Origin of the sequence: Actinacidiphila epipremni, assembly GCF_012034175.1 — a bacterium.
Taxonomy (GTDB): Bacteria; Actinomycetota; Actinomycetes; order Streptomycetales; family Streptomycetaceae; genus Actinacidiphila; species Actinacidiphila epipremni.
The window spans coordinates 63,669-88,263 of the sequence record NZ_JAATEJ010000012.1 but is presented as its reverse complement, the minus strand read 5'-3'; the positions used below and the strand labels follow the sequence as shown (position 1 = coordinate 88,263).

Annotated in this window: 24 protein-coding genes; 8 read left to right on the top strand and 16 right to left on the bottom strand. The window is 73.8% G+C overall.

Going from position 1 to position 24,595, the window contains the following annotated elements:
- Positions 1-44 precede the first annotated feature (44 nt).
- A complete protein-coding gene (locus HCN08_RS16860; RefSeq protein ID WP_167983917.1) occupies positions 45-755 on the top strand; it encodes a TetR/AcrR family transcriptional regulator in 711 nt (236 codons plus the stop codon).
- Between the two features lie 10 nt (positions 756-765).
- Here HCN08_RS16860 and HCN08_RS16855 read toward each other — a convergent pair whose 3' ends face one another.
- From HCN08_RS16855 to HCN08_RS16800, 12 genes are all read right to left on the bottom strand, one after another.
- The gene (locus HCN08_RS16855; RefSeq protein ID WP_407648806.1) at positions 766-993 is read right to left on the bottom strand and encodes a DUF397 domain-containing protein; all 228 of its coding nucleotides are present in this window, start codon (positions 991-993) and stop codon (positions 766-768) included.
- Between the two features lie 107 nt (positions 994-1,100).
- Positions 1,101-2,801, bottom strand: coding sequence for an acyl-CoA mutase large subunit family protein (locus HCN08_RS16850; RefSeq protein ID WP_167983916.1), 1,701 nt, complete (start codon positions 2,799-2,801; stop codon positions 1,101-1,103).
- Positions 2,802-2,902: 101 nt separating this feature from the next.
- Positions 2,903-3,244, bottom strand: coding sequence for a DUF3817 domain-containing protein (locus HCN08_RS16845; RefSeq protein WP_167983915.1), 342 nt, complete (start codon positions 3,242-3,244; stop codon positions 2,903-2,905).
- A gap of 245 nt (positions 3,245-3,489) precedes the next feature.
- Positions 3,490-3,999 carry a MarR family winged helix-turn-helix transcriptional regulator gene (locus HCN08_RS16840; protein ID WP_167983914.1) on the bottom strand — a complete coding sequence of 170 codons (510 nt, stop codon included), beginning with the start codon at positions 3,997-3,999 and terminating at the stop codon, positions 3,490-3,492.
- A gap of 75 nt (positions 4,000-4,074) precedes the next feature.
- Positions 4,075-5,379 (bottom strand): L,D-transpeptidase, encoded by a 1,305-nt coding sequence (locus HCN08_RS36195; RefSeq protein WP_167983913.1) that lies wholly within the window; start codon positions 5,377-5,379, stop codon positions 4,075-4,077.
- Positions 5,380-5,394: 15 nt separating this feature from the next.
- Entirely contained in the window at positions 5,395-6,393 is a 999-nt protein-coding gene (locus tag HCN08_RS16830; RefSeq protein ID WP_167983912.1) for a hypothetical protein, read from the bottom strand.
- Positions 6,386-6,970: a SigE family RNA polymerase sigma factor gene (locus tag HCN08_RS16825; protein ID WP_167983911.1), complete on the bottom strand. Its 585-nt coding sequence runs from the start codon at positions 6,968-6,970 to the stop codon at positions 6,386-6,388. The genes HCN08_RS16830 and HCN08_RS16825 overlap by 8 nt, the downstream gene beginning before the upstream one ends.
- A 273-nt stretch (positions 6,971-7,243) precedes the next feature.
- Complete coding sequence (locus tag HCN08_RS16820; protein ID WP_167983910.1) at positions 7,244-7,726, bottom strand: MarR family winged helix-turn-helix transcriptional regulator; 483 nt, start codon at positions 7,724-7,726, stop codon at positions 7,244-7,246.
- A gap of 85 nt (positions 7,727-7,811) precedes the next feature.
- Positions 7,812-8,543 carry an AIM24 family protein gene (locus tag HCN08_RS16815; protein ID WP_167983909.1) on the bottom strand — a complete coding sequence of 244 codons (732 nt, stop codon included), beginning with the start codon at positions 8,541-8,543 and terminating at the stop codon, positions 7,812-7,814.
- On the bottom strand, positions 8,540-9,190 hold the full coding sequence (locus HCN08_RS16810; RefSeq protein WP_167983908.1) for an AIM24 family protein: 651 nt from the start codon (positions 9,188-9,190) through the stop codon (positions 8,540-8,542). Before HCN08_RS16810 ends, HCN08_RS16815 begins: the two co-directional genes overlap by 4 nt.
- On the bottom strand, positions 9,191-9,829 hold the full coding sequence (locus HCN08_RS16805; RefSeq protein WP_167983907.1) for an AIM24 family protein: 639 nt from the start codon (positions 9,827-9,829) through the stop codon (positions 9,191-9,193). It lies immediately after the preceding gene.
- Between the two features lie 4 nt (positions 9,830-9,833).
- A complete protein-coding gene (locus HCN08_RS16800) occupies positions 9,834-10,652 on the bottom strand; it encodes a DUF2127 domain-containing protein (RefSeq protein ID WP_167983906.1) in 819 nt (272 codons plus the stop codon).
- A 221-nt stretch (positions 10,653-10,873) separates the two neighbouring features.
- Here HCN08_RS16800 and HCN08_RS16795 point away from each other — a divergent pair, with 221 nt between their 5' ends.
- The gene (locus HCN08_RS16795) at positions 10,874-11,215 is read left to right on the top strand and encodes a DUF3817 domain-containing protein (RefSeq protein WP_167983905.1); all 342 of its coding nucleotides are present in this window, start codon (positions 10,874-10,876) and stop codon (positions 11,213-11,215) included.
- Positions 11,212-11,505 carry an MTH1187 family thiamine-binding protein gene (locus tag HCN08_RS16790; protein WP_167983904.1) on the top strand — a complete coding sequence of 98 codons (294 nt, stop codon included), beginning with the start codon at positions 11,212-11,214 and terminating at the stop codon, positions 11,503-11,505. The genes HCN08_RS16795 and HCN08_RS16790 overlap by 4 nt, the downstream gene beginning before the upstream one ends.
- Before the next feature lie 120 nt (positions 11,506-11,625).
- On the opposite strand, the gene HCN08_RS16785 is transcribed toward HCN08_RS16790, so the two are convergent.
- Complete coding sequence (locus HCN08_RS16785) at positions 11,626-12,615, bottom strand: ArsR/SmtB family transcription factor (protein ID WP_167984010.1); 990 nt, start codon at positions 12,613-12,615, stop codon at positions 11,626-11,628.
- A gap of 135 nt (positions 12,616-12,750) precedes the next feature.
- Here HCN08_RS16785 and HCN08_RS16780 point away from each other — a divergent pair, with 135 nt between their 5' ends.
- Positions 12,751-14,022 carry an MFS transporter gene (locus HCN08_RS16780; protein WP_322974491.1) on the top strand — a complete coding sequence of 424 codons (1,272 nt, stop codon included), beginning with the start codon at positions 12,751-12,753 and terminating at the stop codon, positions 14,020-14,022.
- Between the two features lie 40 nt (positions 14,023-14,062).
- Here the strand turns inward: HCN08_RS16780 and HCN08_RS16775 are convergent, their stop codons facing one another.
- The gene (locus HCN08_RS16775; RefSeq protein ID WP_167983902.1) at positions 14,063-15,343 is read right to left on the bottom strand and encodes a lipid II:glycine glycyltransferase FemX; all 1,281 of its coding nucleotides are present in this window, start codon (positions 15,341-15,343) and stop codon (positions 14,063-14,065) included.
- Positions 15,344-15,618: 275 nt separating this feature from the next.
- Between HCN08_RS16775 and murJ the strand changes: the two genes are divergently transcribed.
- Positions 15,619-17,160 carry a murein biosynthesis integral membrane protein MurJ gene (gene murJ / locus HCN08_RS16770; protein WP_167984009.1) on the top strand — a complete coding sequence of 514 codons (1,542 nt, stop codon included), beginning with the start codon at positions 15,619-15,621 and terminating at the stop codon, positions 17,158-17,160.
- A gap of 86 nt (positions 17,161-17,246) precedes the next feature.
- Positions 17,247-17,822 carry a PadR family transcriptional regulator gene (locus HCN08_RS16765; protein ID WP_167983901.1) on the top strand — a complete coding sequence of 192 codons (576 nt, stop codon included), beginning with the start codon at positions 17,247-17,249 and terminating at the stop codon, positions 17,820-17,822.
- A gap of 7 nt (positions 17,823-17,829) precedes the next feature.
- On the opposite strand, the gene meaB is transcribed toward HCN08_RS16765, so the two are convergent.
- Entirely contained in the window at positions 17,830-18,783 is a 954-nt protein-coding gene (gene meaB / locus HCN08_RS16760; protein WP_322974490.1) for a methylmalonyl Co-A mutase-associated GTPase MeaB, read from the bottom strand.
- Positions 18,784-18,993: 210 nt separating this feature from the next.
- The gene (locus tag HCN08_RS16755; protein ID WP_167984008.1) at positions 18,994-20,172 is read right to left on the bottom strand and encodes an acetyl-CoA C-acetyltransferase; all 1,179 of its coding nucleotides are present in this window, start codon (positions 20,170-20,172) and stop codon (positions 18,994-18,996) included.
- A gap of 157 nt (positions 20,173-20,329) precedes the next feature.
- On the opposite strand from HCN08_RS16755, the gene mce reads away from it, so the two are divergent.
- Positions 20,330-20,791, top strand: a complete 462-nt coding sequence (mce, locus tag HCN08_RS16750) for a methylmalonyl-CoA epimerase (protein WP_167983899.1) — start codon at positions 20,330-20,332, stop codon at positions 20,789-20,791.
- Positions 20,792-20,986: 195 nt separating this feature from the next.
- The gene (gene scy, locus HCN08_RS16745; RefSeq protein ID WP_167983898.1) at positions 20,987-24,550 is read left to right on the top strand and encodes a polarized growth protein Scy; all 3,564 of its coding nucleotides are present in this window, start codon (positions 20,987-20,989) and stop codon (positions 24,548-24,550) included.
- The last annotated feature ends 45 nt before the right edge of the window (positions 24,551-24,595 follow it).

Here is a 24,595-nt window from a genome sequence, read left to right as displayed (position 1 = left end):
CCGCTCACTCGTCACGCTACCTACCGGCCGGTATGGTCCGCCCTATGTGTGCCATCCGCTCCGGCCTGTCCTCGGGCAAACGCACCGGGCGCCCGCGAAGTGCCGCCGCCGACCGGGCGATTCTCGCGGCGACCCGGTCCGCGCTGGCCGAGGTGGGCTGGAGCCGGCTCACGCTCGGGGACGTCGCGGCGCGGGCGGGAGTGGCCAAGACGACGCTCTACCGGCGCTGGCCGGGCAAGAACGAGCTGGTGGTGGACGCGGTCGCGGCGCTGTTCGAGGAGCAGCTGGAACTGCCCGACCGCGGGAGCCTGGAGGCCGACATCCGCGGGGTGGTGCTGCGCTTCGCCGAGCTGCTGGACCGGCCGGAGACCAGGACCGCGCTGATGGCGGTGATCGCGGAGGCCACGCACGACGACGCGCTGCGGCTGCGGATCCGGGCGGCGATCGTGGACCGGCAGAAGCACCTGGTGGTGCTGGGCAGGAAGCGGGCGCAGCAGCGCGGTGAGATCCCGCCGGACGACCCGGCGGACCCGGCGGACCCGGAGAACCCTTCGGACCCTTCCGACCCGGACGCCCCGGCGGGCGGCGCGGCGGCGCCGTGGCGGGACAACCTGATCTTCGACGTGGTCGCCGGGGCGGTCGTGCACCGGGTGATGGTGTCGTCGGAGCCGGTCGACGAGGAGTGGGCGCGCCGGCTCGCCGGGCTCCTCGTCGTCGGGCTCGGCGGTCTGCACACCGCCCGGAACCTCTTCTGAGCCGGCGGGCTCAGGACAAATTCCGCGCGGTGGCTGCCTCACCTCCGGCCATTCCGGCCGGCGAACCGGCCATTCCGGCGGCGGCGGAGCCGGCCACGAAGTGGTCGAACTCCCCCGCCAGGACGCCCTTGACGAAGGCGTCCCATTTCGCCGCGGTGGTCACGGCCACCACGTCCGGCTGTTCCGTCTCCCTGATGTAGACCATCCCGTCGTCGCCGACGGTCGCTTCGAGGGCCACACACATCCTTTCCTCAGCAGCGGGACCGGGTCGGCCTCGAATGTACCGACCGCGACCGCGTGCCTGGTCAGCGCCGCAGGGGGCGGATGGAGGGATGTGCGGGGCGCTCAGAAGCGGGCCGGCTCGGCGTACGTGCCCCACTCGGCGCGCAGCACGTCGCAGATCTCGCCGAGCGTGGCCTCGGCCCTGACCGCGTCCAGCATCGGCGCGATCATGCTGCCGCCGTCGCGCGCGGCGGCCAGCATCGCGTCGAGCGCGGTACGCACCGCCGCGTCGTCGCGGGCGGCCCGGCGGGCGGCGAGCAGCGCGACCTGGTCGCGCTCGACCTCGTGGCCGACCCGCAGGATCTCCAGGTCGCCGGTGACCGAGCCGGTGTGGCAGTTGACGCCGACGACCCGCTTGTCGCCCTTCTCCAGCGCGCTCTGGTACCGGAAGGCGGCCTCCGCGGTCTCGCCGGTGAAGTAGCCGTCCTCGATGCCGCGCAGGATGCCGGACGTCATCGGGCCGATGGGGTGCTCGCCGCTGGGCACCGCGCGCTCGCCGAGCTCGCGGATCCTGTCGAAGATCTTCTCCGCGTCCTGCTCGATCCGGTCGGTGAGCGCCTCGACGTACCAGGAGCCGCCGAGCGGGTCGGCGACGTTGGCGACGCCGGTCTCCTCCATGAGCACCTGCTGGGTGCGCAGCGCGATCTCGGCGGCCTGGGCGCTCGGCAGGGCCAGCGTCTCGTCGAGGGCGTTGGTGTGCAGCGAGTTCGTGCCGCCGAGCACCGCGGACAGCGCCTCCACGGCGGTGCGCACCACGTTGTTGTACGGCTGCTGGGCGGTGAGCGAGACCCCCGCCGTCTGGGTGTGGAAGCGCAGCCACTGCGCCTTCTCCGACGTCGCCCCGTACACGTCCCGCATCCAGCGGGCCCAGATGCGGCGGGCGGCGCGGAATTTGGCGATCTCCTCGAAGAAGTCCAGGTGGGCGTCGAAGAAGAACGACAGGCCCGGCGCGAACACGTTGACGTCCAGGCCGCGGCTCAGGCCCAGCTCGACGTAGCCGAAGCCGTCGGCGAGGGTGTAGGCGAGCTCCTGGGCGGCCGTGGCGCCGGCCTCGCGGATGTGGTAGCCGGACACCGACAGCGGTTTGTACGCCGGGATGGCCGCCGCGCAGTGCTCCATCAGGTCGCCGATGAGCCGCAGGTGCGGCTCGGGGGCGAAGAGCCACTCCTTCTGCGCGATGTACTCCTTGAAGATGTCGGTCTGGAGCGTGCCGTTCAGTATGGCCGGGTCGACGCCCTGGCGTTCGGCGGCGACCAGGTACATGCAGAAGACCGGGACGGCGGGCCCGGAGATGGTCATGGAGGTGGTGATGTCGCCGAGCGGGATGTCGTGGAAGAGCACTTCCATGTCGGCGGCCGAGTCGATGGCGACACCGCAGTGGCCGACCTCGCCGAGCGAGCGGGGGTCGTCGGAGTCGCGGCCCATCAGCGTCGGCATGTCGAAGGCGACCGACAGCCCGCCGCCGCCGTTGGCGAGGATGGAGCGGTACCGCTCGTTGGTCTGCCGGGCGTTGCCGAAGCCGGCGAACTGCCGGATCGTCCACGTCCTGCCGCGGTAGCCCGTGGCGTACAGCCCGCGCGTGAAGGGATACTCCCCCGGCCAGCCGATCCGCTCGAACCCCGGCACGTCCGCGCCGGGCGGCGGTCCGTACACGGGCTCGACCGGGTCCCCGGAGAGCGTCGTGAAGTCGGCGTCCCGCCGGCGGCTGGCGTCGTAGCGTGCCTGCCAGCGCCGGCGTCCTGTCTCGATCTCCGCAGCGTCCATACCCTCGAATTTACTAGGACGTCCTAGTAAATGTCGATGACACGCGGCCCACCACATGGATGGGCCGGTTTTTTTACCCGTACGCGCCGGTCGCGCGCGGGCTACACCTTGACGGGCTCGGCGGTCTCCGGGACGACGACCCGGGGGGCCAGCTCACGGGTGACGCGGCGCTCGACGAAGAAGGCGGCGGTCGGGACCGTGCCGGCCAGCAGCACCCAGGCCATCCGGCCGATCGGCCACTTGGCCTTGGAGCACAGGTCGAAGGCGAAGACCAGGTAGACCACGTAGAGCCAGCCGTGGGCGAAGCCGATCACGGTGGTGGCGGTGCCCGCGCCGCTGATGTCGAGCCCGTACTTGCCGATGACGGCGAGGGTGAGCGCGATCAGCAGGACGCCGGTCACGTAGGCCATCACCCGGTAGCGGGTCAGCACGCTTTGTTTCATGCCCATGAGCGTAACCCCGGGCCGTCCCGCCCCGGTTTTCACCCCCGCCCGTCAGCCCTCCCCCTGCCTACCCCTCCCCCTGCCTGGTCGGTCTTCCTCCTCACTCCCTCCGCGGGCGGCCTCGTCCCTCGGCCGACCGCTCCGGGAACTCGCTCGTCAGCCCTCCTCCTGCCTGGTCGGTCTTCCTCCTCACTCCCTCCGCGGGCGGCCTCGTTCCTCGGCCGACCGCTCCGGGAGCTCGCTCGTCAGCCCTCCTCGAAATCCCCCGCCGCTATCCTCAACGGCCTGAGCAGCGCGAAAATCTCCGCGCACTCCTCCGCGTCGTAGACGCCGAGGCCGAAGTCCATCGCCATCAGGTCGCGGGTGGCGGACTCGACGATCTCCCGGCCCTTGTCGGTGATCGAGGCGAGCGTGCCGCGGCCGTCGTTGGGGTTGGGGCGCTTGTCGACCAGGCCGGAGGCCACCAGGCGGTCCACGGTGTTGGTGACCGACGTGGGGTGCACCATCAGCCGCTCGCCGATCTTGGACATCGGCAGCTCGCCGGCCTTGGAGAAGGTGAGCAGCACCAGGGCCTCGTAGCGCGCGAACGTCAGCCCGTACGGCTTGACGACCGCATCGACCTGGCCGAGCAGGATCTGCTGGGCGCGCATGATCGAGGTGATCGCGCCCATGGACGGGACGCCTCCCCACCGCTGGGTCCAGTGCTCGTCGGCGCGGGCGATGGGGTCGAAGGGGAGGCTCAGGGGCTTTGACACGGGCCTGAGCCTACCCGTCGGTCACATGCTGGTCACGGCTGTCTCGGTCCTCGGGCGCAGGCAGCGGCCCGCGCCTCACGCCAGGGCGCTGAGCGCGTGCCACTGGGCCGCGGTCAGGTTCCACTCGCCGTACCCGTTGCCCTTGTCGACGACGGCCCTGGTCGAGCCGGTGGCGATGACCAGGTCACCGCGGGTGGCGGCGGCGAAGAACCACGCGGCGTCGGCGGCGCTGAGGCCGATGCAGCCGTGGCTCTTGTTCTGCTTGCCCATGTACCGGTCGTTCCAGGGCGCGGCGTGCACGAACGTACCCGAGGTGGTGATGCGCACCGCGTCGTGGACGTCCTCGTCGTAGAAGTCGGCGGAGTCCTCGCTGGTGGCGATGTCCACGGAGGACGACGTCATGCGGACCGTCGACTGCTTGGTCATCACGACCATCGTGCCGTTCCAGGTCGGCCAGGCGGCGCTGCCGCCGGAGATCTTGAAGTCCTTGACGGTACGGCCGTTCTCGGTGACGCGCATGCGGTGGGTGGACAGGTCCGCGTACGAGATACGGGCGGTGCCGACGCTGAAGGTGTCGTGGACGTCCCGCCGCAGGTAGCGCCCGCCGCCGGTGTCGATACCGCTGAGCTTCGCGGTGAGCGTGACCTCGGTGCCGGACGGCCAGTACGTGTCGGGGCGCCAGTCGACCCGCTGGATGCCGGTGAGCGGGTCGGTGAGCCAGCCCCAACTGCCCTTGACCGCCGGGGTGGTGGTGACGTCGAGGGCCCGCTCGACGGCGGCCTTGTCGGTGACGGGCTTGTCGAAGGCGAGCGAGACGGGCAGGCCGACGCCGACGACGGCGTTGTTGAGCGGCGTCGCGGTCACGCCGTTGACCTTGGCGGCGGCCGTCGTACGGAAGCCGCTGGACGTCGTGGCCTTCGTGCCGGCGGCGTCGGAGGAGGTGACGGTGACGGTGTAGGAGGTGCCGGGCGTCATGGTGCGGTCGGAGGTCCAGGTGTGCCGGTCGGCGGCGAGCGTGCCGGTGACCTCGACGGGGTCGACGCCGTCGCCGGACCTGCCGTTCGGGGTGACGGTGACGGCGTCGAGGGTGCCGCCGCCCGTGGCGGTGACGGAGACGGGGGTGCCGGGGGCGACGCTGCGGCCGGCGGCGGGGGTGACGGTGACGCCCGGCCGCGGGGCGGCGGCCGAGGTGCCGCCCTTGGCGTCGCCGCCCGGGGCGCCAGGGGCGGTGGCCGCGCCGTCGTGGCCGCCGCAGCCGGCGGCGCCGAGGAGCAGGGCCAGCAGCAGGGCGGGCACGGTGAGCGCCCGCGGGCGGCGCCGGGCGGGTATGGCGGGTCCGGTGCAGGTGCGGGACGCGGTGGGGTGCACGGTGCGGTACACGGTGGTGGGTCCTTGTCAGCAGTCGTCTGCGGTGAGCGTCTTGGCGGGGCCGGCGCCCTGGGCGGGGCCCTTGCCGGCGCTGGTGCCGCCGCGGCTCCCGTAGCTGCCGCCGGTGCCGCCGGAGGCCGTCGAGGGCAGGGCCGCGGGGTAGTGGTCGAGGGCCATCCGGTCGAGGGAGTCGGCGAGGCAGCCGGCCGGGCGCGGCCCGTCGGGCTCGTCCCCCAGGCCCACGGCCACCGGCGACTTCGGGCTGTCGAGCACCAGCACGGCGACGTACCGCCCCTGGCTCTGCACCCACACGACCACGCCGGTGTGCTCGTCGGACACGCCCATGGAGCGGTGCGCGAGCTGCATGCCCCAGGCGCCGGCGTCGGTGGTGGCGAAGGACATGCCGCACGTGGGCGCCATCTCCTTGCGCAGCCCGTCCGCGACATCGGCCGCGGCGGTCGCGTCGGGGAGGACGAAGACCTTCTCGTACGCGGTCGCGGGCACCATCGCGGCCCGGAAGGTACGCGAGGCCGTCGCCGTCGTGCCGGCCATGGCCGGCACGCCGCACTCCGGGGTGATCTTCTTCGCCTCCGCGTCACCGGCCACCGACCACTGCCACTTCACCGGGTACGGCAGCGAGCTGGGCGGCAGCAGCCCGTCCAGCAGCCGCTCGCCGAGCGCCGAGGCGGACGGCACGGGGTCGGGGGCCGCGGACGCGGACGCGGCGGGCGGTGCGGTACGGGTGCCGGTGGCGTCGAGCCGGGGCAGCAGCTGCCAGCCCCCGACGCCGAGGACCAGCGCGGCGGCGGCGCTCACCGCCGCGGCCCTGCGCCGGGCGCGGCGCCGCTCGCCGCGGGAGCGGGCGGCGGCCGGCCCGGCCAGCACGACCAGCGGCTCGGTGTCGTGGGCCAGGTCGCGCAGCCGGTCGTCGATACGGGCGCGGTCGCGGTCGCCGGGGCCGGGGCCGGGGCCGGTGCTGTCGCCGGGGACGGTGCCGGGCGGCCGGTCGTCGGGCGCGTCAGCCATGGAGGGGCACCTCCAGGGTGCGTAGGTGCTCGGGATGGGCGGGTCGGCGGGCGGCGGGGGCCGCGGGTTCGGGGTCCGCGGGCTCGGGATCGTCCCGGAGCCGGGCGCCCAGCGCCTTGCGTCCGCGGCTGAGCCGGGTGCGTACCGCGGCGGACGACACCCCGGTCTCCCGGGCGATCTGCTCGATCGGCAGGTCCAGCAGGTGGTGCATCACCACGGCGGTGCGCTGGTCGTCGCCGAGCGAGCGCAGCGCGTCCACCAGCGCGACCCGGTCCGGGGCGAGCGCGGGCGCGTCGGGCGGCGGCCCGTGCCGGAAGTGGGCGCGCATGCGGTTGCGCGCCTTGCGCCAGGTGCTGACGGCCAGCCGCAGCGCGACGGTTCTGACCCAGGGGGTCGGGTCGCCTTCGGCGGTGAGCGCGTCCCAGCGGGTCCAGGCGCGGGCGTACGCCTCCTGGACGGCGTCCTCGGCCTCCGCGAGGTCGCCGGTGACGGCGAAGACGACGGCGACCATTTTTTTGGCCGTGGCGGCGTAGAAGTCGTCGAAATCCGCGAGGCGCTCCGCGGGTTGTGCGGTCATGTGCTTGCCCTCCCGCTATTGCTCACGCGTGAGGGGGCGCTGAGGTGACGGGGGACTTTGACCCGCGGGTCCGCACCCCACGGGGGTGGGCCGTTCTGCCGGTGCCGGGACCTTCTCGCCGTTTCGGCTGGGCGCGCAGTTCCCCGCGCCCCTGAAAAGCAGGCCCTCCGCGGGGCTCGGGGCGCAGTTCCTCGCGCCCCTGAAAAGCAGGCCCTCCGCGGGGCTCGGGGCGCAGTTCCCCGCGCCCCTGCAGGGCCGGCTCCTCGGCAGTTCCTACCGGGGGCGGGTGGTGCGGAGGTGGGTGGCTACGGGGGAGAGGGCTTCGCGGTAGGCGGCCAGGGCGTGCGGGGGGATGAGGTCGATGAAGTGCTCGCGGACGGAGGCGACATGGCGGGGGGCGACATGGCGCATGGTGTCCCAGCCGTGTTCGGTGAGGACGGCGTAGAGACCGCGGCGGTCCTCCTCGCAGTTCTCGCGGCGCACGTAACCCGCGGCCTCCATGCGGGTGATCTGGTGCGACAGGCGGCTCTTGGACTGGAGCGTGGACTTCGCCAGGTCGCTCATCCGCATCCGGCGGTCCTCGGCCTCGGAGAGGTTGACGAGGATCTCGTAGTCGTTGTTGGTGAGGCCGAAGGGTTGCAGGTCGCGCTCCAGCTGGTACATGAGCAGCCGGCTGACATCGAGATGGATGCGCCACGCGCGCTGCTCATCCTCGGTGAGCCAGGTGGTGGCGCTTTCCGCGGTCTCCGTCGTCATACGGGGAATTCTACCGTCCGTCGAGATTCGTATGTTTACCAGGGTAGTGAGCCGGTCACCGTGTGCAGCGGCCCTGTTGGGCCGGTCAGCTTCGGCTTCCGGGGCGCTGCGCGCCGGGGACGCCGGGGCCCGCGCTCGCCGGGACGCCGCCGGTGTCGGCCTCGGGCATCAGCTGCTCGGTGGACTGGAGCAGCACCTGCCCCGCGCCGCTGAACTCGAACTGGTGCTCCTCGCCGGAGGCGCCGCCGAGGCCGGTCAGCGCGCGGATGCCGCCGAGGACGCCGCGCATGTAGGCGTGGTCGTAGTGGTGGCACGGGCTCGGGCAGTCGGCCCAGCCGACGAGGGCCTGCGGGTCGACCCGGATGGGCGGTTCGACGAAGTGCACCGCGCCGTTGGAGGCGGCGACGAACTTGCCGGTGCCCAGGAGGGTCAGGAAGCCGGGGATGATCGACTGCTTGAGGGTCAGCCCGGGCTGGAAGGCCAGCAGGTTGCCGGAGCGGATGGTGAGGTTGCCCTCGTCGAGGTCGTAGGAGTTGATGTCGTACGCCCGGTCGGCCAGCAGCATCTTGCCGCGGCCCTGCGCGACGACCCACGCGCTGGCGTGCAGCGGGGAGTGGAAGTTGGCGGCGATCAGGTGGTCGAGCGGGCCGTGGCCGATGGCGTGGAAGTCGATCTGCCCGTAGTAGGCGATCATCTTCCCCTTCTGCAGGAACCACTGGCCTTCGAGGTCGACGCTGAAGGCGTACGGGTTGACGTTGTCGTTGCTGGGCAGGGTGGCGGCGTCGTGGACGACGGGCCCGCCGGCCGGGTGGGTCACAGCTTCTCCTCCGACGCCTGGACGTACACCGTGCCCTGGCCGCTCAGTTCGAGCTGGAAGGCCTCGCCGGAGCCGCGGCCGACCATCTCGCGCCAGCCGATCGCGGTGGCGAGCTTGTTGCGGACGTCGCCGCGGTGGGCGACGTACGCCTGCGGGTCGACGTGGACGGGGCGGCCCGGGGCGATGGGCAGCTCGAAGACGCCGCCGTGGGCCATGAACGCGACCGAGCCCTTGCCCTGCAAGGTGGTGGTGAACAGGCCCTGCCCGGTGACCTGGCCCCGTATCACGCCCATGACACCGCCCTGGGAGCCCATGAACATCGTGCCCTGGGCGAGCGAGCCGTCGAAGGCCAGCAGCCGGTCGGCCTCGACGTACAGGGTCTCGCCGCTGAGGTCGACGGTGTGGATGTGGTGGCCGCCGTGGCCGAACAGCACGGTGCCGCTTCCCTCCACCGTCATCAGCGGGGTGGCCTCGCCCGCGACCCGGCGGCCGATCATCGACATCACGCCGCCCTGGCCGCCGACGATGCTGGGCGTGAAGGTGACGGCGCCGCGGTAGGCGAGCATCGCGCCGCGCTGGCTGAACATCCGCTGCCCGGGCACGACGGTGGCCTCGACCAGCTTGGAGTTGACGCGGGTGAAGGGCATCTAGACGTCACCGCCGATGGTGCTGCGCTCGCTGGGCTGGACGTAGACCAGGCCGTCGCCCTCGAAGTGGATGCGGAAGCTCTCCCCCGAGCCCTCGCCGATGAGGGTGCGCAAGCCCACGTAGGAGCGCAGCTGCTGGCGCAGGTTCCCGGTGTGGGCGACATACGCGCCGGGGTCGACGACCAGCGGGGTGCCGGGGGTGACGCGCAGCACGATCGCCGGCCCGTCGGACATGATCGCGGCCTGGCCGGCGCCCTCGACGGTGGTGGTGAACAGCCCGTTGCCCTGCGAGGCGCCGCGCAGGCCGGTGAAAGTGGTGCCGGTGCGCAGGGAGGGCTCGGTGACCAGCAGGTTGCTCGCCTCGACGTGCAGCTTCTCGCCGGTCAGCCGGACGAGGTTGATCTCGGTGGCGCGGTCGGCGAAGTAGACCGTGCCGGTGCCCTTGACCTCCATGACGGCCATGGCCTCGCCGGTGATGCGCCGGGTGACCAGGCCGCGCAGGCCCTCGCCGCCGCCGGTCATCTTCTTGAACGTCACCTCGCCGTCGTAGGCGACCATGGCGCCCTTCTTGGCCTTGACCGCGTCGCCGGCCAGGTCGACGGCGAGCACCCGGGTGCCCTGGAGCCGGAAGACCGCCATGGGCTCAGCCCCCGTCCGTCGCGGCGGCGCGCGGCCGTACCGGCAGCGGCTCCAGCGGTTCGCCGGTGGCGCCGGCGGCCTCCTGGACCTCCAGCAGCGAGGCGCCGCGGCGGGCGGCCTCGAACGCCTTGTGGCCGCCGCGCAGGCCGAACAGCCGCTTGCCGAGCAGGATGTAGAGGACGGCCAGGACGTTGAGCGCCAGGGTGCCGATCTTGAAGTAGCTGACCTTCTCGGTCAGCTCGTAGACCTCCAGCGGCAGGAAGGCGGCGGTCGCGACGACGGTCAGATACTCCGCCCAGCGCTTGGCCCACCACAGCCCGAAGCCCTCAACGATCTCGATCAGCGCGTAGCCGAGCAGGGCGGCGGCGACGATCTGGAGGGTGGACTTCTTGTAGTCGAAGGCCTTCTGGATGGAGTCCACGACCGGCGAGTGGTCCAGGTCGTAGTGGAAGTGGTCGGCGACCGGCTTGAAGACCGTCAGGTCGTCCTCGAAGAGCTTGTGCACCGCGTCCTGGGAGTTGCTGAACTTCCACACCGCCCAGGCGGCCAGGACGATCAGCAGGCCGCGCAGGATCCGCTCGACGGCCAGGAAGCGCAGGATGAACAGGTCGCGCAGCGCCCGGCCGCGCGGCACCAGCGGCGCGCGCTCGGCGGGTCCCGAGCCGTGCGGTGCGCCGAGCACGAAATCCCCGCAGCGCAGGCAGCGCCAGACCTCGCCGACGGCGGTGCTGGCGTGCAGCCGGGCGCGCAGCAGCAGCTCGTCCGGCGCGTAGGTGATATGGCCCTTGCGGGCGCAGTGCCGGCGGTCCCAGTCGATGCTCATCGTGTGTCGGTCCCCGTTGGTGGTTCGTTGTCGTGAACAAGTCCAGGCAAGCCCACGGACAGGCTCGTGCACTGGGACGCTACCGCCCGCCGGGTGGTTTCCTACCCCGGGGACGGTTCTTCGATTCGCGGCGGTGATAATGGAGGAGGGCTTGTGAACGCGCTCACAAGGCGCCGCCCCGACCGTACCGAACGCCCGACCGTACCGACAGTGAGGTTCCCGTGGATCTGAAGACCGCCGGCGCTCTGCGCAGGCTGCGCCTGATCTCCGCCCCGGAGGCGGTCTCCTTCCTGCTGCTGCTGGTCTGCTCGGTGCTCAAGCGCACCACGGACTTCAACGCGGTGCCGGTGATGGGGATGGTGCACGGCGTGCTGTTCATCGGCTACGTCGTCCTGTGGGCGCTGGCGTGGCTGCGGGCCCGCTGGGGCTGGCGGCGGGCCGGCTGGCTGCTCCTGCTGTCGGTGCTGCCGACCGGCGGCTTCTTCGCCGAGCGCACGCTGGCGCGCGAGTGCGAGGACGTGGTCGTGGCCGCCCGGGCCCGTACCGAGGCGGTGGGCGCGTGATCGTCGCCTTCTCCGTGACGCCGCTGGGCGTGGGCGAGGACGTCGGGGAGTACGTGGCCGAGGCGGTGCGGGTGGTGCGCGCCTCGGGGCTGCCGAACCGCACGGACGCGATGTTCACCTCGATCGAGGGCGAGTGGGACGAGGTGATGGACGTCGTCAGGCGCGCGGTCGCCGCCGTGGAGGCGCGGGCGCCGCGGGTCTCGCTCGTGCTGAAGGCGGATCTGCGGCCTTCGGTGACGGACGGGCTGGAGTCCAAGGTGGCGACCGTCGAACGGTATCTGGCCGACTGACGATCGGATCCGGACATGTTGCCGTAGCACGCCGGTCACAATTGCGTCACGCGCACCGGCGTACGGGCCGGGGCGCGCGGGCGGTGTGCGGGCCGGCCTGCATACGGGCCGGGTGCGCGGTCAGAGCAGGCCGCCGCCGGTGGCCAGGGCGATGCCCAGCGCGGTGCGCTCGTAGAGCACCTGGTGCCCGTAGCGGCGCGAGGTGAGCAGTCCGGCGTCGCGCAGCACGGCGAGGTGGGCGGAGACCGACGACATCGCCATGACGTGCCGGTGGGCCAGCGCGGTGGTGGTGCTGGGGGCGTCCAGGCCGCTGAGGATCGCCGCGCGGTTGGCGCCCAGCAGCCGTACCAGCGTCGCCGAGGCGGTCGGGCCGTCCGGCGCCCACAGGCCGCCGATGCCGCGGGCCGGGTAGATGACGACGGGCTGCCAGGGCGGGTCGAAGGCGCTGCCGGCCTCGGGCCAGAAGAAGACGCTGGGCACCAGCACCAGGCCGCGCCCGCCGGGCTCGGGCAGCGGCCCCGAGGTGCCGGAGGTGGTCAGGGCGCCGTCCGACCAGTGCAGCTTGGGGTGCAGCCCGGTGAAGAGCCGCTGCATGCCGCCGTCCGCGAGCCGCCGGGCGTGGTAGGCCACGTCGGCCTCCAGGACCGCCCGCAGCCGCGGCCAGTGCGGGGCCAGCAGCGCGGCCCACACGTGCTCGTACAGGCTCGCCAGCTGCCGTACGGTGCCGCACGGGTCGTTGAGCATGGCCCGGCCCCTGCGGGTGTCGGCGGCGCCCGGCGTCTGGGCGAGCGCGGCGGAGATCTGCCGGCGGGCGGTGTCGGGCGGGGTGGCCCGCACCAGGTCCAGCTCCTCGTCGAGCGTGGCGAGCGGCACCTCGGGTACGGGTTGCAGGAAGTCGGGGCTGTAGCCGTGCTCGGGCGCCAGCAGCCACAGCGGCGCCAGGTCCAGGCCCGCGGCGGCGGCCCTGACCTGCCGCAGCCAGGGCAGGTGGTGGCCGTGCCGGTCCGGCCGGGACAGGGTGCGTACCGCGCCCTGCGTCTCGCGCAGCGGTGAGATGGCGAAACGGCACCTGAGCAGGTCCTCAGCCGCAAATCGCATGCGAAGCGACATCATGCCCCCCAAGATTCGGCTGCACGCGAAAGACTACACGTGGGGTCCGTGTGGCTCCAGGGTGATGGCATGACAACGGACAGCGAGCACCCTCCACGCGGGGCAGACCCCGCTTCGCCGGCCGGAGAAGAGCACGTGGCAGACCACGTGGACGTCGCGCAGAACGCCGCCACCACCCCCGGCGACGAGCAGGAGACCACCGTCGGCTACGGAGCCGTCTTCGCCGTCCGCGAGTTCCGGCCGATCTTCGCCGCTCATGTCCTGTCGCTGCTCGGCGGTGTGCTGGCCGAGGTCGCGCTCGCCGTCCTGGTCTACGCCGAGACCGGCTCCGCCGTGCTGTCCGCCCTGGTCTTCGCGCTGACCTACCTGCCGTACGCGCTCAGCGGCCTGCTGCTGTCCGGTATCGCCGACCGCTACCCCTCGCGCCGGGTGCTGGTGGCCTGCGACGTGCTGTCGTGCGCGTGCGTCGCGGCCATGGCGGTGCCGCACTGCCCGGTGGCGCTGCTGTTCGCGCTGCGGGTGGCGGTGTCGCTGATCTCGCCGCTGTTCACCGGCACGCGTGCCGCGAGCCTGGCCGACATCCTGCACGGCGAGCGGTACGTGCTCGGCCGCTCGCTGGTGCGGATCGTCGCGCAGGGCTCGCAGATCGCCGGCTTCGGGCTCGGCGGCCTGGTCCTGGTGTGGCTCTCGCCGCGCTCGGCGCTGCTGCTGACGGCGGCGACCTTCGCCGGCTCGGCGCTGCTGCTGCGGTTCGGCACGGTGGACCGGCCGGCCCGGGTGACCGGCAGCGGGCGGCTGATGCGGCAGTCGCTCAGCTCGGCCGGCCGGCTCATGGCCGACCCGCGGATCAGGGCGCTGCTGCTGATGTGGTGGGTGCCGCCGATGTTCTTCATCGTCGCCGAGGGGCTGGCGGCGCCCTTCGCGAAGGAGGCGGGCATCGGCTCGGTCGGCTTCGGGCTGTTCCTGGCCGCGATGCCGGCCGGCACGGCGATCAGCGAGGTGCTGGCCGGCACGCTGCTGACGCCGGCCTCGCGGGACCGTATCGCGCTGCCGCTCGCCGCGGTCTCGCTGATCCCGCTGGCCTTCTTCGCCGTCGACCCGTCGCTGCCGCTGGCGCTGGCGCTGCTGGTGCTGACGGGGCTGAGCGCGGCGTACGCGCTGGGCATGGACAAGTGGTTCGTGACGGACGTGCCGGACCAGATGCGCGGGCAGGCCATGTCGCTGCTCGGCGCGGGCCTGATGACGCTCCAGGGCATCGGCATCACGGTGGGCGGCGCGCTGGCCGAGTGGGCGCCGCCGTACGCGGTCATCGCCGGCGCGGGCGTCGGCGGCACGCTGTGCGTGCTGCTGGTGCTGCGCTCGGTGCGCCGTACGCAGGGTGTGCCGGCGGCCGTCCAGCCGGTGTGACGCGCGTTGCTCGGCCCCTGACCTGGGCCGGGCGCGGAGGTCAGCGGCGGGCCAGATAGGCGTTCATGGCGCGGTGCAGGGTTTTGTTGACCGGGCCCTGGAGCGGCAGCTCCCACTCCCCCAGCAGCTCGACGGCCTCGCCGCCCGTGCCGAGCTTCCAGCGCAGCAGCCCGTACGCGCGGGCCGCCGGGTCGAGGTCGTCCGGGATGCCGCGCATGTCGTACACGGCGGCGCCGGCGAGCAGCGCGTCGCACATCATGCGCCATTGCAGGGCGTTGCTCGGCCGCACCTCGCGGCGATGGTCGGCGGAGGCGCCGGTCTGGTACCAGACGCGACCGCCGTCCGGCGCGGTCAGCAGGGTGTGGGCGGCGAGCAGCTCTCCCCGGTGGCGGGCGGTGTAGAGCCGCATCCGGCCGGGCTGCTCGGCGTTCAGCTCGGCGTACTGGCGCCGGTAGTAGTCCAGGTCGCGGCCGAGGTCGAAGCCGTCGCGCCGCTCGGTGATCCGCAGCAGCTCATGGAAGGCCGGCAGGGTGCCCGGGCCCTCCTCGCCGGTCCACACCCCGGACCTGGCGGCCTTCTTGACGTTGCGCCGCCACTCCTGGTTGAGCCCGGTCCACAGGTCGTCCAGGGTGCGCCCGGCGAGCGGCACCTCGAACACCAGCCGGGGCTGCGCTCCCCCGGAGCTCCGCCGGGGCGCCGCCGCGCCCTGGCCGTCCTCGCCGCAGCGCCGCCAGCCCGCCTCGCGCAGCCGGTCGGCGACCGCGGCGCCCAGCGGCTCCACGAGGTCGGGCAGCACGTCGGCCACCCGCCGCCCGGGCCCGGCGGCGTCCTTGAGGGTGCGCGCCGTCCACCGCCGGTAGGCCGGCGGCGGCCCCATCCGTACGGCGAAGGCGCCCGTCCCGCGCAGGTGGTCCAGCAGCGGTTCGAGCCACCGCTCCAGCTGCGGGTCGGCCCACTCCACGCACGGGCCCTCGGGCAGGTAGGCGAAGAAGCGCCGTACGCCGGGCAGCCGGCGGTAGAGCACGAGCGCGGAGCCCAGCAGCCGCCCGGCGTCGTCGAACCACCCCAGGCTCTCCGCCCGCCACCCGGTCTTGACCCGCGCCCACGCGGGGGTCTGCAGGAAGCTCACGGGGTACGGCCCCGGCCGGCGGAGGAACGCGGCGTGCACGTCGGCGGCGATGGGGCGCAGCCATAGGCCGCCGCTGCCGCCCGGCCGTCCGCTCCGGCTTCCGCCCGGCCGTCCGCTCCGGCTTCCGCCCGGCTTGCCGCTCCGGCTTCCGCTCTGCGCCGCGGCGGCCTGCGGGTGATGGTGTGCGGTCATCGTCAAGGCGTCGTCCTCCCCGTCCCCGCGGCCCGGAAGCGGCCCGCTCACGAGGAACACGCGTGCCCGCGGCGGGATGTGACAGAGAGATTCCCGACACCCCGGGCCCCTGTCCCCGGCCCGCCGCCCCGTACGAGACTGGCGCCCGGGGGGCAGGACCCCACGGGCGCGCGGGCGCCCCATGAGCAGGGGGTACGTTGACGGCGACGGCGGCGGGGCGCCGGCATCGGCACCGGGCGGAGCCCAAGGGCGGCCTGCGGCGCAGCGGCGCCGCCATGATGGCCGGCTCGCTGGCCTCCCGGGCGACGGGCTTCGTGCGGCTCGCGGTGATCACCGCGGCGGTCGGCACCGCCGCCACCGGGGACGCCTTCAGCGTCGCCAACACCGTCCCGAACATCGTCTACGCCCTGATGATCGGCGGCGCCCTCCAGTCCGTCTTCGTCCCCGAGCTGGTCCGCGCGGCCAAGGAGCACGCCGACGGCGGCCAGGCGTACACCGACCGCCTGCTGACGCTGTGCGCGACCGGCCTCGTCCTGGTCACCGCCCTGTCGGTGCTGGCGGCCCCGCTCCTGGTGTCGGCGTACGCGCCGGACTTCGGCGGCGCGCAGCGCGATCTGACGGTCACCCTCGCCCGCTACTGCCTGCCGCAGATCCTCTGCTACGGCGTCTTCACCCTGCTCGGCCAAGTGCTGGGCGCCCGCGACCGGTTCGGCGCGCAGATGTGGACGCCGGTGCTCAACAACCTCGTCGTCATCGCGGTGTTCGGCCTCTACCTCGGCACCGCCCGCGGCGGGGTGGACGACCGGGACGCGCTGCTGCTGGGCCTCGGCAGCACCGCCGGGATCGCGGTGCAGGCGCTGGGCCTGCTGCCGAGCCTGCGCGCGGCGGGCTTCCGCTGGCACCCGCGGTTCGACTGGCGCGGGGCGGGCCTGACCGCGCCGGTGCGGGCGGCGGTGTGGACGCTGCTGCTGGTGCTGGTCAACCAGGGCGCCTACTGGGTGGTGACCCGGCTGTCGACGTCCGCCGGCGGGCACGCGCTGGCCGCCGGGCAGCACGCGGGCGTGGGCTACGCGGCGTACAGCAACGCGTACAGCCTGTGGGTCGTCCCGCAGGGCATCGTGACCGTCTCGCTGGTGACCGCGCTGCTGCCGCGGATGAGCCGGGCCGCGGCGGACGGCGACCTCGCGGCGGTCGGCGCGGACCTCACGCGCGGCCTGAACGCCTCGGGCACCGCGGTCGTACCGGCGGCGCTCGCCTTCGTCACGCTCGCGCCGCAGATCACCGGGGTGGTCTTCCAGCACGGCGCGACGACGGACGCGGACGCCGCCGCGATCGGCTGGATGCTCAGCGCCTTCGCGCTGGGCCTGCCCGCGTTCGCCGGGCAGTACCTGCTGGCCCGCGGCTTCTACGCGCTCGGCGACACCCGCACCCCCTTCTTCCTCAACGTCCTCATCGCCGGCGTCAACGCCTCGCTCGCCGCGGCCTCGTACGCGCTGCTGCCCGCGCGGTGGGCGGTGACCGGGATGGCCGCGGGGTACGCGGTCGCGTGCACGGCGGGGCTGCTGACGACGGCGACGCTGCTGCGCCGCCGGCTGGGCTGGCGCCCGGGAGTGCTGGGGCACCATCTGCGGCTGCTCATCGCGTTCCTGCCGGGGGCGTATGTGTCGCTGTGGGCGGCGCGGGTGTGCACCGACCGGCTCGGTACGGGCCTGGCGGGCGATGCCGCGGGGCTGCTGCTGGGCGGTGCCGCGCTGCTGGCGCCGGCGGTGGCGCTGGCCCGCCCGCTGGGGCTGGGCCTGCGGCTGCGCCGCGGGTAGCGTGAAGGGGGCGTACGCGCCGGCGCTCATAGTCACATCCTTGACTATGCTGGCAGGGCATCCATGCCCCGGGGAGGGAGCCCGCGATGGCACTGCGGCACGCCGTGCTGGCGGCCCTGCTGGACAACGAGTACAGCGGCTACCAGCTGGCGAAGGCGTTCGACATAGGCGTCGCCAACTTCTGGCACGCGCTGCCGCAGCAGCTGTACGCCGAGCTGTCGAAGCTGGAGAAGGACGGCCTGGTCACCGGCCGCGAGGTCGTGCAGACCGGCCGCCCCAACAAGCGGGTCTTCACCGTCACCGCGCCGGGATTGGCCGAGCTGGAGCGCTTCGTCGCGGCCGAGCCGCGCCCCACCTTCATCCGTGACGACCTGCTGGTGAAGGTGCAGGCCGCCGACCGGGTCGGCACCGCCGAGGTCCTGCGCCAGCTCGACGCCCGCGCGGCCTCCGCGGCCGAGAAAATGGCCGCGTATGAGGACCTGCTGCTCACCCTGCGCGGCGAGGCGACCGAGGAGGACTTCCTCCGCGACGGCGCCCCCGTGGGCCCCTACCTGACCTGCCGGCGCGGCCTCGCCCTGGAACGCGAGACCCGCGACTGGTGCGTGCACACCGCCGCGGTCCTGCGCGCCCGCCGGCCCGGCGGCGAGGTCCCGCGCGGCTGAGGGCGCGCTAGTCGGTGGTCAGCGCGGCGACGAGGGTGTCGGCGGCGGTGTAGGGGTCGAGGGTGCCCTGGGTGACGCGCTGGGCGAGGGCGGGGAGGTCGTGGGCGGGGCCGGGGGTGGTGATACGGGCCCGCAGGGTGGTCAGCGCGATGGTCTCGATCTCGCGGGCGGCGCGGGTGGTGCGCCGGGTGGCCAGGACGTCGCGCTCCTCCATCCAGGCGCGGTGCTTGTCGAGGGCCTCGACGACCTCGTCGATGCCCTCGCCGCGGGCGGCGACGGTCTTGACGATGGGCGGGCGCCAGTCGCCCGGGGCGCGCGACTCCCCGAGGCCGAGCATGTGGTTGAGCTCGCGGGCGGTGGCGTCGGCGCCGTCCCGGTCGGCCTTGTTGACGACGTAGACGTCGCCGATCTCCAGGATGCCGGCCTTGGCGGCCTGGATGCCGTCGCCCATGCCGGGGGCGAGCAGCACCACGCTGGTGTCGGCCTGCGCGGCGATCTCGACCTCGGACTGGCCGACGCCGACGGTCTCGACGAGGATCACGTCGCAGCCGGCCGCGTCGAGCACCCGGATGGCCTGCGGGGCGGCCCACGCCAGGCCGCCGAGGTGGCCGCGGGTGGCCATGGAGCGGATGTAGACGCCGGGGTCGGAGGCGTGCTCGGACATCCGGACCCGGTCGCCGAGCAGGGCGCCGCCGGAGAAGGGCGAGGACGGGTCGACGGCGAGCACCCCGACCCTGCGCCCCGCCTTGCGGTAGGCGGTGACCAGGGCCGAGGTGCAGGTGGACTTGCCGACGCCGGGCGAGCCCGTCAGGCCCACCACGTACGCCCCGCCGGTGAGCGGCGCGAGCGCGGCCATGACCTCCCGCAGCTGCGGCGACGCCCCCTCGACCAGCGAGATCAGCCGCGCCACCGCCCGCGGCCTGCCCTCCCGCGCCTGCTCGACCAGCAGGGGCACATCCACCCCTTTTCGTGGCTCGGTTCGCCTCCGGCTTCCCCCGGAGCTTCGCCCGGGAGGTGCCCCCACATCCGATGTCGACAGTCGATCGTGCTCGCTCGCTCGTTCCTCGCTCACTGCGCGCGTTCTCCCTTTCGACATCGGCGCCGCCTTTGGCTCACTCGCCGGGCGCGCCGCCCTACGTGTTGCTCGATCCGCACCCGGGCGGCAGGGGGCTCAGCCCGCCGGCGGGACGTGCAGGATCAGGGCGTCGCCCTGGCCGCCGCCGCCGCACAGGGCCGCGGCGCCCTTGCCGCCGCCGCGGCGGCGCAGTTCCAGGGCCAGGTGGAGCACGATACGGGCTCCGGACATGCCGATGGGGTGGCCCAGCGCGATGCCGCCGCCGTTCACGTTCACCTTTTCAGGTGGCACGCCGAGGTCCTTCATGGACTGCACGACGACCGCCGCGAACGCCTCGTTGATCTCGACGAGGTCCAGGTCGGCGACGGTCAGGCCCTCCTTGCCCAGGGCGTGGGCGATGGCGTTGGAGGGCTGGGAGTGCAGCGAGTTGTCGGGGCCGGCGACATTGCCGTGCGCGCCGATCTCGGCGATCCACGGCAGGCCCAGCTCCTCGGCCTTGGCGCGGCTCATGACGACGACGGCCGCGGCGCCGTCGGAGATCTGCGAGGCGGTGCCCGCGGTGATCGTGCCGTCGGCGGCGAAGGAGGGGCGCAGCCGGCTCAGCCCCTCGACGGTGGTCTCGGGGCGGATGCCCTCGTCCTTGCTGATGACCACCGGGTCGCCCTTGCGCTGCGGCACCACCACAGGCGTGATCTCCGCGTCGAAGATGCCGTTCTTCTGCGCGGCGGCGGCCCGCTGGTGCGACAGCGCGCCGAAGGCGTCCTGCTCGGCGCGGCCGAGGCCGAGCCGGGTGTTGTGGTGCTCGGTGGACTCGCCCATCGCGATGTTCTCGAACGCGTCGGTGAGCCCGTCGTGCGCCATGGAGTCCAGCATCTCGATGGCGCCGTACTTGACGCCGGCCCGCCCGCCGGGCAGCAGGTGCGGGGCGTTGGTCATGGACTCCTGGCCGCCGGCCACCACGATGTCGAACTCGCCGGCGCGGATGAGCTGGTCGGCCAGCGCGATCGCGTCCAGGCCCGACAGGCACACCTTGTTGACGGTGAGCGCGGGCACCGACATGGGGATGCCGGCCTTGACGGCGGCCTGCCGGGCGGGGATCTGGCCGGCGCCGGCCTGCAGCACCTGGCCCATGATCACGTACTGGACCTGGTCGCCGCCGATGCCGGCCCGCTCCAGCGCGGCCTTGATCGCGAATCCGCCGAGATCGGCCCCGGAGAAGCCGCGCAGGCCGCCCAGCAGCCTTCCCATGGGGGTGCGGGCACCCGCGACGATCACCGAACGCGTGCTGTTGCTCATGGTGCGGCCCCTTCGACTGAAGAGAGGTTAACGAGGGTTAGCGTCAATGTACTGACGAGTAAAGCCCGAGTCACCCGGCAGAACGTGTGATGGCGCGCACGTTGTGTAATCGCGGCCCTTACGGTGGACTGGTTCCATGCTGACGCGCATCGACCACATCGGGATCGCCTGCTTCGACCTCGACGCGACCGTCGAGTTCTACCGTGCCACGTACGGCTTCGAGGTGTTCCACACCGAGGTCAACGACGAGCAGGGCGTCCGCGAGGCCATGCTCAAGATCAACGAGACCTCGGACGGCGGCGCCTCCTACCTCCAGCTGCTGGAGCCGATCCGGGAGGACAGCGCGGTCGGCAAGTGGCTGGCCAAGAACGGCGAGGGAGTCCACCACATCGCCTTCGGCACCGCGGACGTGGACACCGACTCCGAGGCGATCAGGGACAAGGGCGTCCGGGTGCTGTACGAGCAGCCCCGCCGCGGCTCGATGGACTCCAGGATCACCTTCCTGCACCCCAAGGACTGCCATGGCGTCCTGACCGAACTGGTGACCGCCGCCAAGGACCGCGACCACGCCCCGGACGGCGACCACCCGGACCACTGACCTCTTGAGGACCACTGACCTTATCGCCGTCCTGCCCGGTAGAGTGGCCGGGCCGACCGGGGTGGGGTCTGGGTACGCTCCCGCTCCGCGCCGTTGATCTGACACCATTCTTCGTGGGCCCTGATTCAAACAGGGTCACGGAGAATCTCACCCGGTTGGCGGGTGAGGACGCCAGGAGACCGATGGGACCGCGGAGTGCGGGGCAACGACAGCTACCGGGCTGACGACCACCTCTCTCGTCTCGAAGCCGAGATGGAACGGCTTCGCACCGAACGAGGCAAGGCAGTCGATCACGCCGACGACCTCGGCTACCAGGTCGAGGTGCTGCGCGCCAAGCTGCACGAGGCGCGCCGGATGCTGGCGTCCCGTCCCGCGTACGACAACATCGGCCACCAGGCCGACCAGCTGCTGCGCAACGCGCAGATCCAGGCCGACCAGCTGCGCGCGGATGCCGAGCGGGAGCTGCGCGAGGCCCGGGCGCAGACCCAGCGGCTGCTCCAGGAACAGGCCGAGCACCAGGCGCGCTTCGAGGCCGAGTGGCACGCCGAGGCCATCGCCCGGCGCCGCCAGCTCGACGAGGAGCTGGCCGAGCGGCGCGCCAACGTCGAGAGCCACGTCAACGAGAACGTCGCGTGGGCCGAGCAGCTGCGGGCCCGCAGCGAGTCGCAGGCCCGGCGGCTGCTGGACGAGACCCGGGCGGAGTCCGACGCGGCGCTGAACGCCGCCCGTGCCGAGGCCACCCGGGTCGCCGAGCAGACCAGGGAGCGGCTCACCGCCGACGCCCAGGCCGCCCGCGCCGAGGCCGAGCAACTGCTGCGCCGGGCCCGCGCGGACGCCGAACGGCTGCTGACCGCCGCCTCGGCACAGGCCCAGGAGGCCACCACCGAGGCCGAGCAGCTGCGCTCCACCACCCGCTCGGAGTCCGAGGAGGCCCGGCTGCGGGCCACCGAGCTCTCCCGGCTGTCCGAGGAGCGGCTGCGCGAGGCCGACGAGCGGCTGCGGGCCGCGACCGCCGAGGCCGAGAAGCTGCGCGAGGAGGCCGCGGCGGGCGCCGCTAAGCGGCTGGCCGCGGCCGAGGCCGAGATGGAGCAGCGCACCCGCACCGCCAAGGCCGAGATCGCCCGCATGGTGAGCGAGGCGACCAAGGAGGCCGAGTCCGCGAAGGCGGAGGCCGAGCAGACCGTCGCCGACGCGCGGGCCGAGGCCGAGCGGATCCGTACCGAGGCGCAGGAAGCCGCCAGGGCCGCCGCCGCCGAGGACGCCGCGGCGCAGCTGGCGCAGGCGGCGCGCTCGGCCGAGGAGATCCTGACCAAGGCGTCGGAGGACGCCCGCTCCACCACCAAGGGCGCGAGCGAGGAGGCCGAGCGGATCCGCCGGGAGGCGCAGGCCGAGGCCGACCGGGTGCGCGGTGAGGCGGAGGCGTCGGCGCAGGAGCTGCGCGGCGCGGCCCAGGACGACACCAAGGAGTACCGCGCCAGGACCGTCGAGCTCCAGGAGGAGGCCCGGCGGCTGCGCGGGGAGGCCGAGCAGCTGCGGGCCGAGGCGGTCGCCGAGGGCGAGCGGATCCGCGGCGAGGCCCGCCGGGAGGCGGTGCAGCAGATCGAGGAGGCCGCCAGCAAGGCCGAGGAGCTGCTGGCCAAGGCCAAGGCCGACGGTGACGAGCAGCGGCAGAGCGCGGCCGGCGAGGCCGAGCGGATGCGCGCGGAGTCGCTGGAGCGGGCCTCGGCGCTGAACGTCAAGGCCGAGGAGGCGCTGCGGGCCGCCCGCGCCGAGGCCGAGGAGCTGCGGGCCGAGGCCGAGCGGCAGGGCGCCGCGGTGCGGGAGGCCGCCGAGCAGGCCGCGGCGGCGCAGCGCGCCGAGGGCGAGACGGTCGTGGCCCGGATGCGCGAGGAGGCCGAGGCCGACCTCAGCCGGCTGCGCGAGGAGGCCGAGGCGCGGCTGGCGGCGGCCGAGCAGGGCCTGCGGGAGTCCACCGCGGAGGCCGACCGGATCCGCGCCGAGGCCGCCGAGGAGGCCGAGCGGCTGCGCCAGGAGACCGCCGACCGGGTCCGTACGCTGGTCGAGCAGGCCGAGGCGGAGGCGCTGCGGCTGCGGGACGAGGCGGCGGCGGACGCCGCGCAGACCCGCGCCGAGGGCGAGAACGTCGCCCTGCGGGTCCAGGCGGACGCGGCGGCCGAGGCCGAGCGGATCCGTACCGAGGCGCAGGAGGGCGCCGCCCGGGTGCGGGCCGAGGCGTCCGCGGCGGCCGAGCGGCTGGGCGTGGAGGCCGCCGAGGCGCTGGCCGCGGCCCAGGAGGAGGCGGCCAGGCGGCGCCGGGCGGCCGAGGAGCAGCTGGCGGCGGCCCGCGGCGAGGCCGAGCAGGAGCGGGCGCGGGCCCGCGAGGAGAGCGAGGAGCTGCTGGCGGCGGCCCGCAAGCGGGTCGAGGACGCGGCGGCCGAGGCCGACCGGCTGTCGGCGGAGGCCGAGCAGCGGGCCGCCGAGCTGGTCGCGGCGGCCGAGGCGACCGCGCAGCAGGTACGGGACGCGGTCGCGCATCTGCACCAGGAGGCCGAGCAGGAGATCGCGGGGCTGCGGTCGGCGGCCGAGCACGCGGCGGAGCGGCTGCGCAGCGAGGCGCAGGGCGAGGCCGACCGGCTGCACGCCGACGCCAACTCCGAGCGCGAGCGCGCCTCGGAGGACACCGCCCGGATGCGCCGGGAGGCGCAGGAGGAGGCGGAGGCCGCCCGGCAGCTGGCCGACCGTACGGTCACCGAGGCGATCGAGGAGGCCGACCGGCTGCGTGCCGAGGCGCGCGACGACGCCAACCGGATGCGTACCGACGCCGCGAACCAGGCCGACACCCTGGTCGGCAAGGCGCGCGAGGAGGCCGAGCGGCTTGCCAAGCAGGCCCGCGCGGAGCTGGCGCAGGCCGAGCAGGAGGCGGAGGCGTCCCGGGCCGGCTCGCAGCGGGTCCTGGACGAGGCGCGGGAGGCGGCCAACAAGCGCCGCAGCGAGGCCGCCGAGCAGGCCGACGAGCTGGTCGGCAAGGCGCAGGCGGAGGCCCGCAAGCTCGCCGAGGCCGCCGAGAGCCGGGCCGACACCCTGGTCGCGGCGGCCCGCGCGGAGTCCGAGCGGCTGGTGGCCGAGGCCACCGCGGAGGGCAACGGCATCGTGGAGCGGGCCCGTACCGACGCCGACACGCTGCTCGGTGAGGCCCGCCGGGACGCCACGACCATCCGGGAGCGCACCGACGAGCTGCGCCGCCGGGTGGAGTCGGAGGTGGAGGCGCTGCACGACCGGTCGCGCAAGGAGGCGGCCGAGGCGATGCGGGTGGTCGGCGAGCGGGTCGACAAGCTGGTGGCCGCCGCGACCGAGCAGCTGCGCGAGGCGGAGCAGAAGGCCGCGGAGATCAAGAACACCGCGACGTCGGAGGCGAGCAAGGTCCGGATCGCCGCGGTGAAGAAGGTCGAGGGGCTGCTGAAGGAGGCCGAGCAGAAGAAGGCGGAGGCCGACCGCGAGGCCGAGCGCGTCAAGCGGGAGGCGCACGCCGAGGCGGAGCGGATCGTGACGCAGGGGCGGCGGGAGTTGGAGACGCTGGCCCGCAGGCGCGAGGACATCAACGCCGAAATCGGCCGGGTGCAGGATGTGTTGGCGGCCCTGGAGCAGTTCGAGGCTCCGGGTGGCGCGACGAAATCCTCGAAGAGTACGGTCTCGGCTGGGGCCGCCACCGGGTCCTCCCGGGCAGGTGGCAAGCGCAGCGACGATCAGCCACTCGATTGAGCGCACATTCTCCATGCCGAATGCGCAATGGCTCGGTGACACGCC

What these genes read in the sequence shown, in the direction of transcription:
- HCN08_RS16860 (WP_167983917.1), top strand. Translation starts at nt 45, where the DNA reads ATGTGTGCCATCCGCTCCGGCCTGTCCTCGGGCAAACGCACCGGGCGC.
- HCN08_RS16850 (WP_167983916.1), bottom strand. Translation starts at nt 2,801, where the DNA reads ATGGACGCTGCGGAGATCGAGACAGGACGCCGGCGCTGGCAGGCACGC.
- HCN08_RS16845 (WP_167983915.1), bottom strand. Translation starts at nt 3,244, where the DNA reads ATGAAACAAAGCGTGCTGACCCGCTACCGGGTGATGGCCTACGTGACC.
- HCN08_RS16830 (WP_167983912.1), bottom strand. Translation starts at nt 6,393, where the DNA reads ATGGCTGACGCGCCCGACGACCGGCCGCCCGGCACCGTCCCCGGCGAC.
- HCN08_RS16825 (WP_167983911.1), bottom strand. Translation starts at nt 6,970, where the DNA reads ATGACCGCACAACCCGCGGAGCGCCTCGCGGATTTCGACGACTTCTAC.
- HCN08_RS16820 (WP_167983910.1), bottom strand. Translation starts at nt 7,726, where the DNA reads ATGACGACGGAGACCGCGGAAAGCGCCACCACCTGGCTCACCGAGGAT.
- HCN08_RS16810 (WP_167983908.1), bottom strand. Translation starts at nt 9,190, where the DNA reads ATGCCCTTCACCCGCGTCAACTCCAAGCTGGTCGAGGCCACCGTCGTG.
- HCN08_RS16805 (WP_167983907.1), bottom strand. Translation starts at nt 9,829, where the DNA reads ATGGCGGTCTTCCGGCTCCAGGGCACCCGGGTGCTCGCCGTCGACCTG.
- HCN08_RS16800 (WP_167983906.1), bottom strand. Translation starts at nt 10,652, where the DNA reads ATGAGCATCGACTGGGACCGCCGGCACTGCGCCCGCAAGGGCCATATC.
- HCN08_RS16785 (WP_167984010.1), bottom strand. Translation starts at nt 12,615, where the DNA reads ATGTCGCTTCGCATGCGATTTGCGGCTGAGGACCTGCTCAGGTGCCGT.
- HCN08_RS16775 (WP_167983902.1), bottom strand. Translation starts at nt 15,343, where the DNA reads ATGACCGCACACCATCACCCGCAGGCCGCCGCGGCGCAGAGCGGAAGC.
- murJ (WP_167984009.1), top strand. Translation starts at nt 15,619, where the DNA reads ATGATGGCCGGCTCGCTGGCCTCCCGGGCGACGGGCTTCGTGCGGCTC.
- HCN08_RS16765 (WP_167983901.1), top strand. Translation starts at nt 17,247, where the DNA reads ATGGCACTGCGGCACGCCGTGCTGGCGGCCCTGCTGGACAACGAGTAC.
- mce (WP_167983899.1), top strand. Translation starts at nt 20,330, where the DNA reads ATGCTGACGCGCATCGACCACATCGGGATCGCCTGCTTCGACCTCGAC.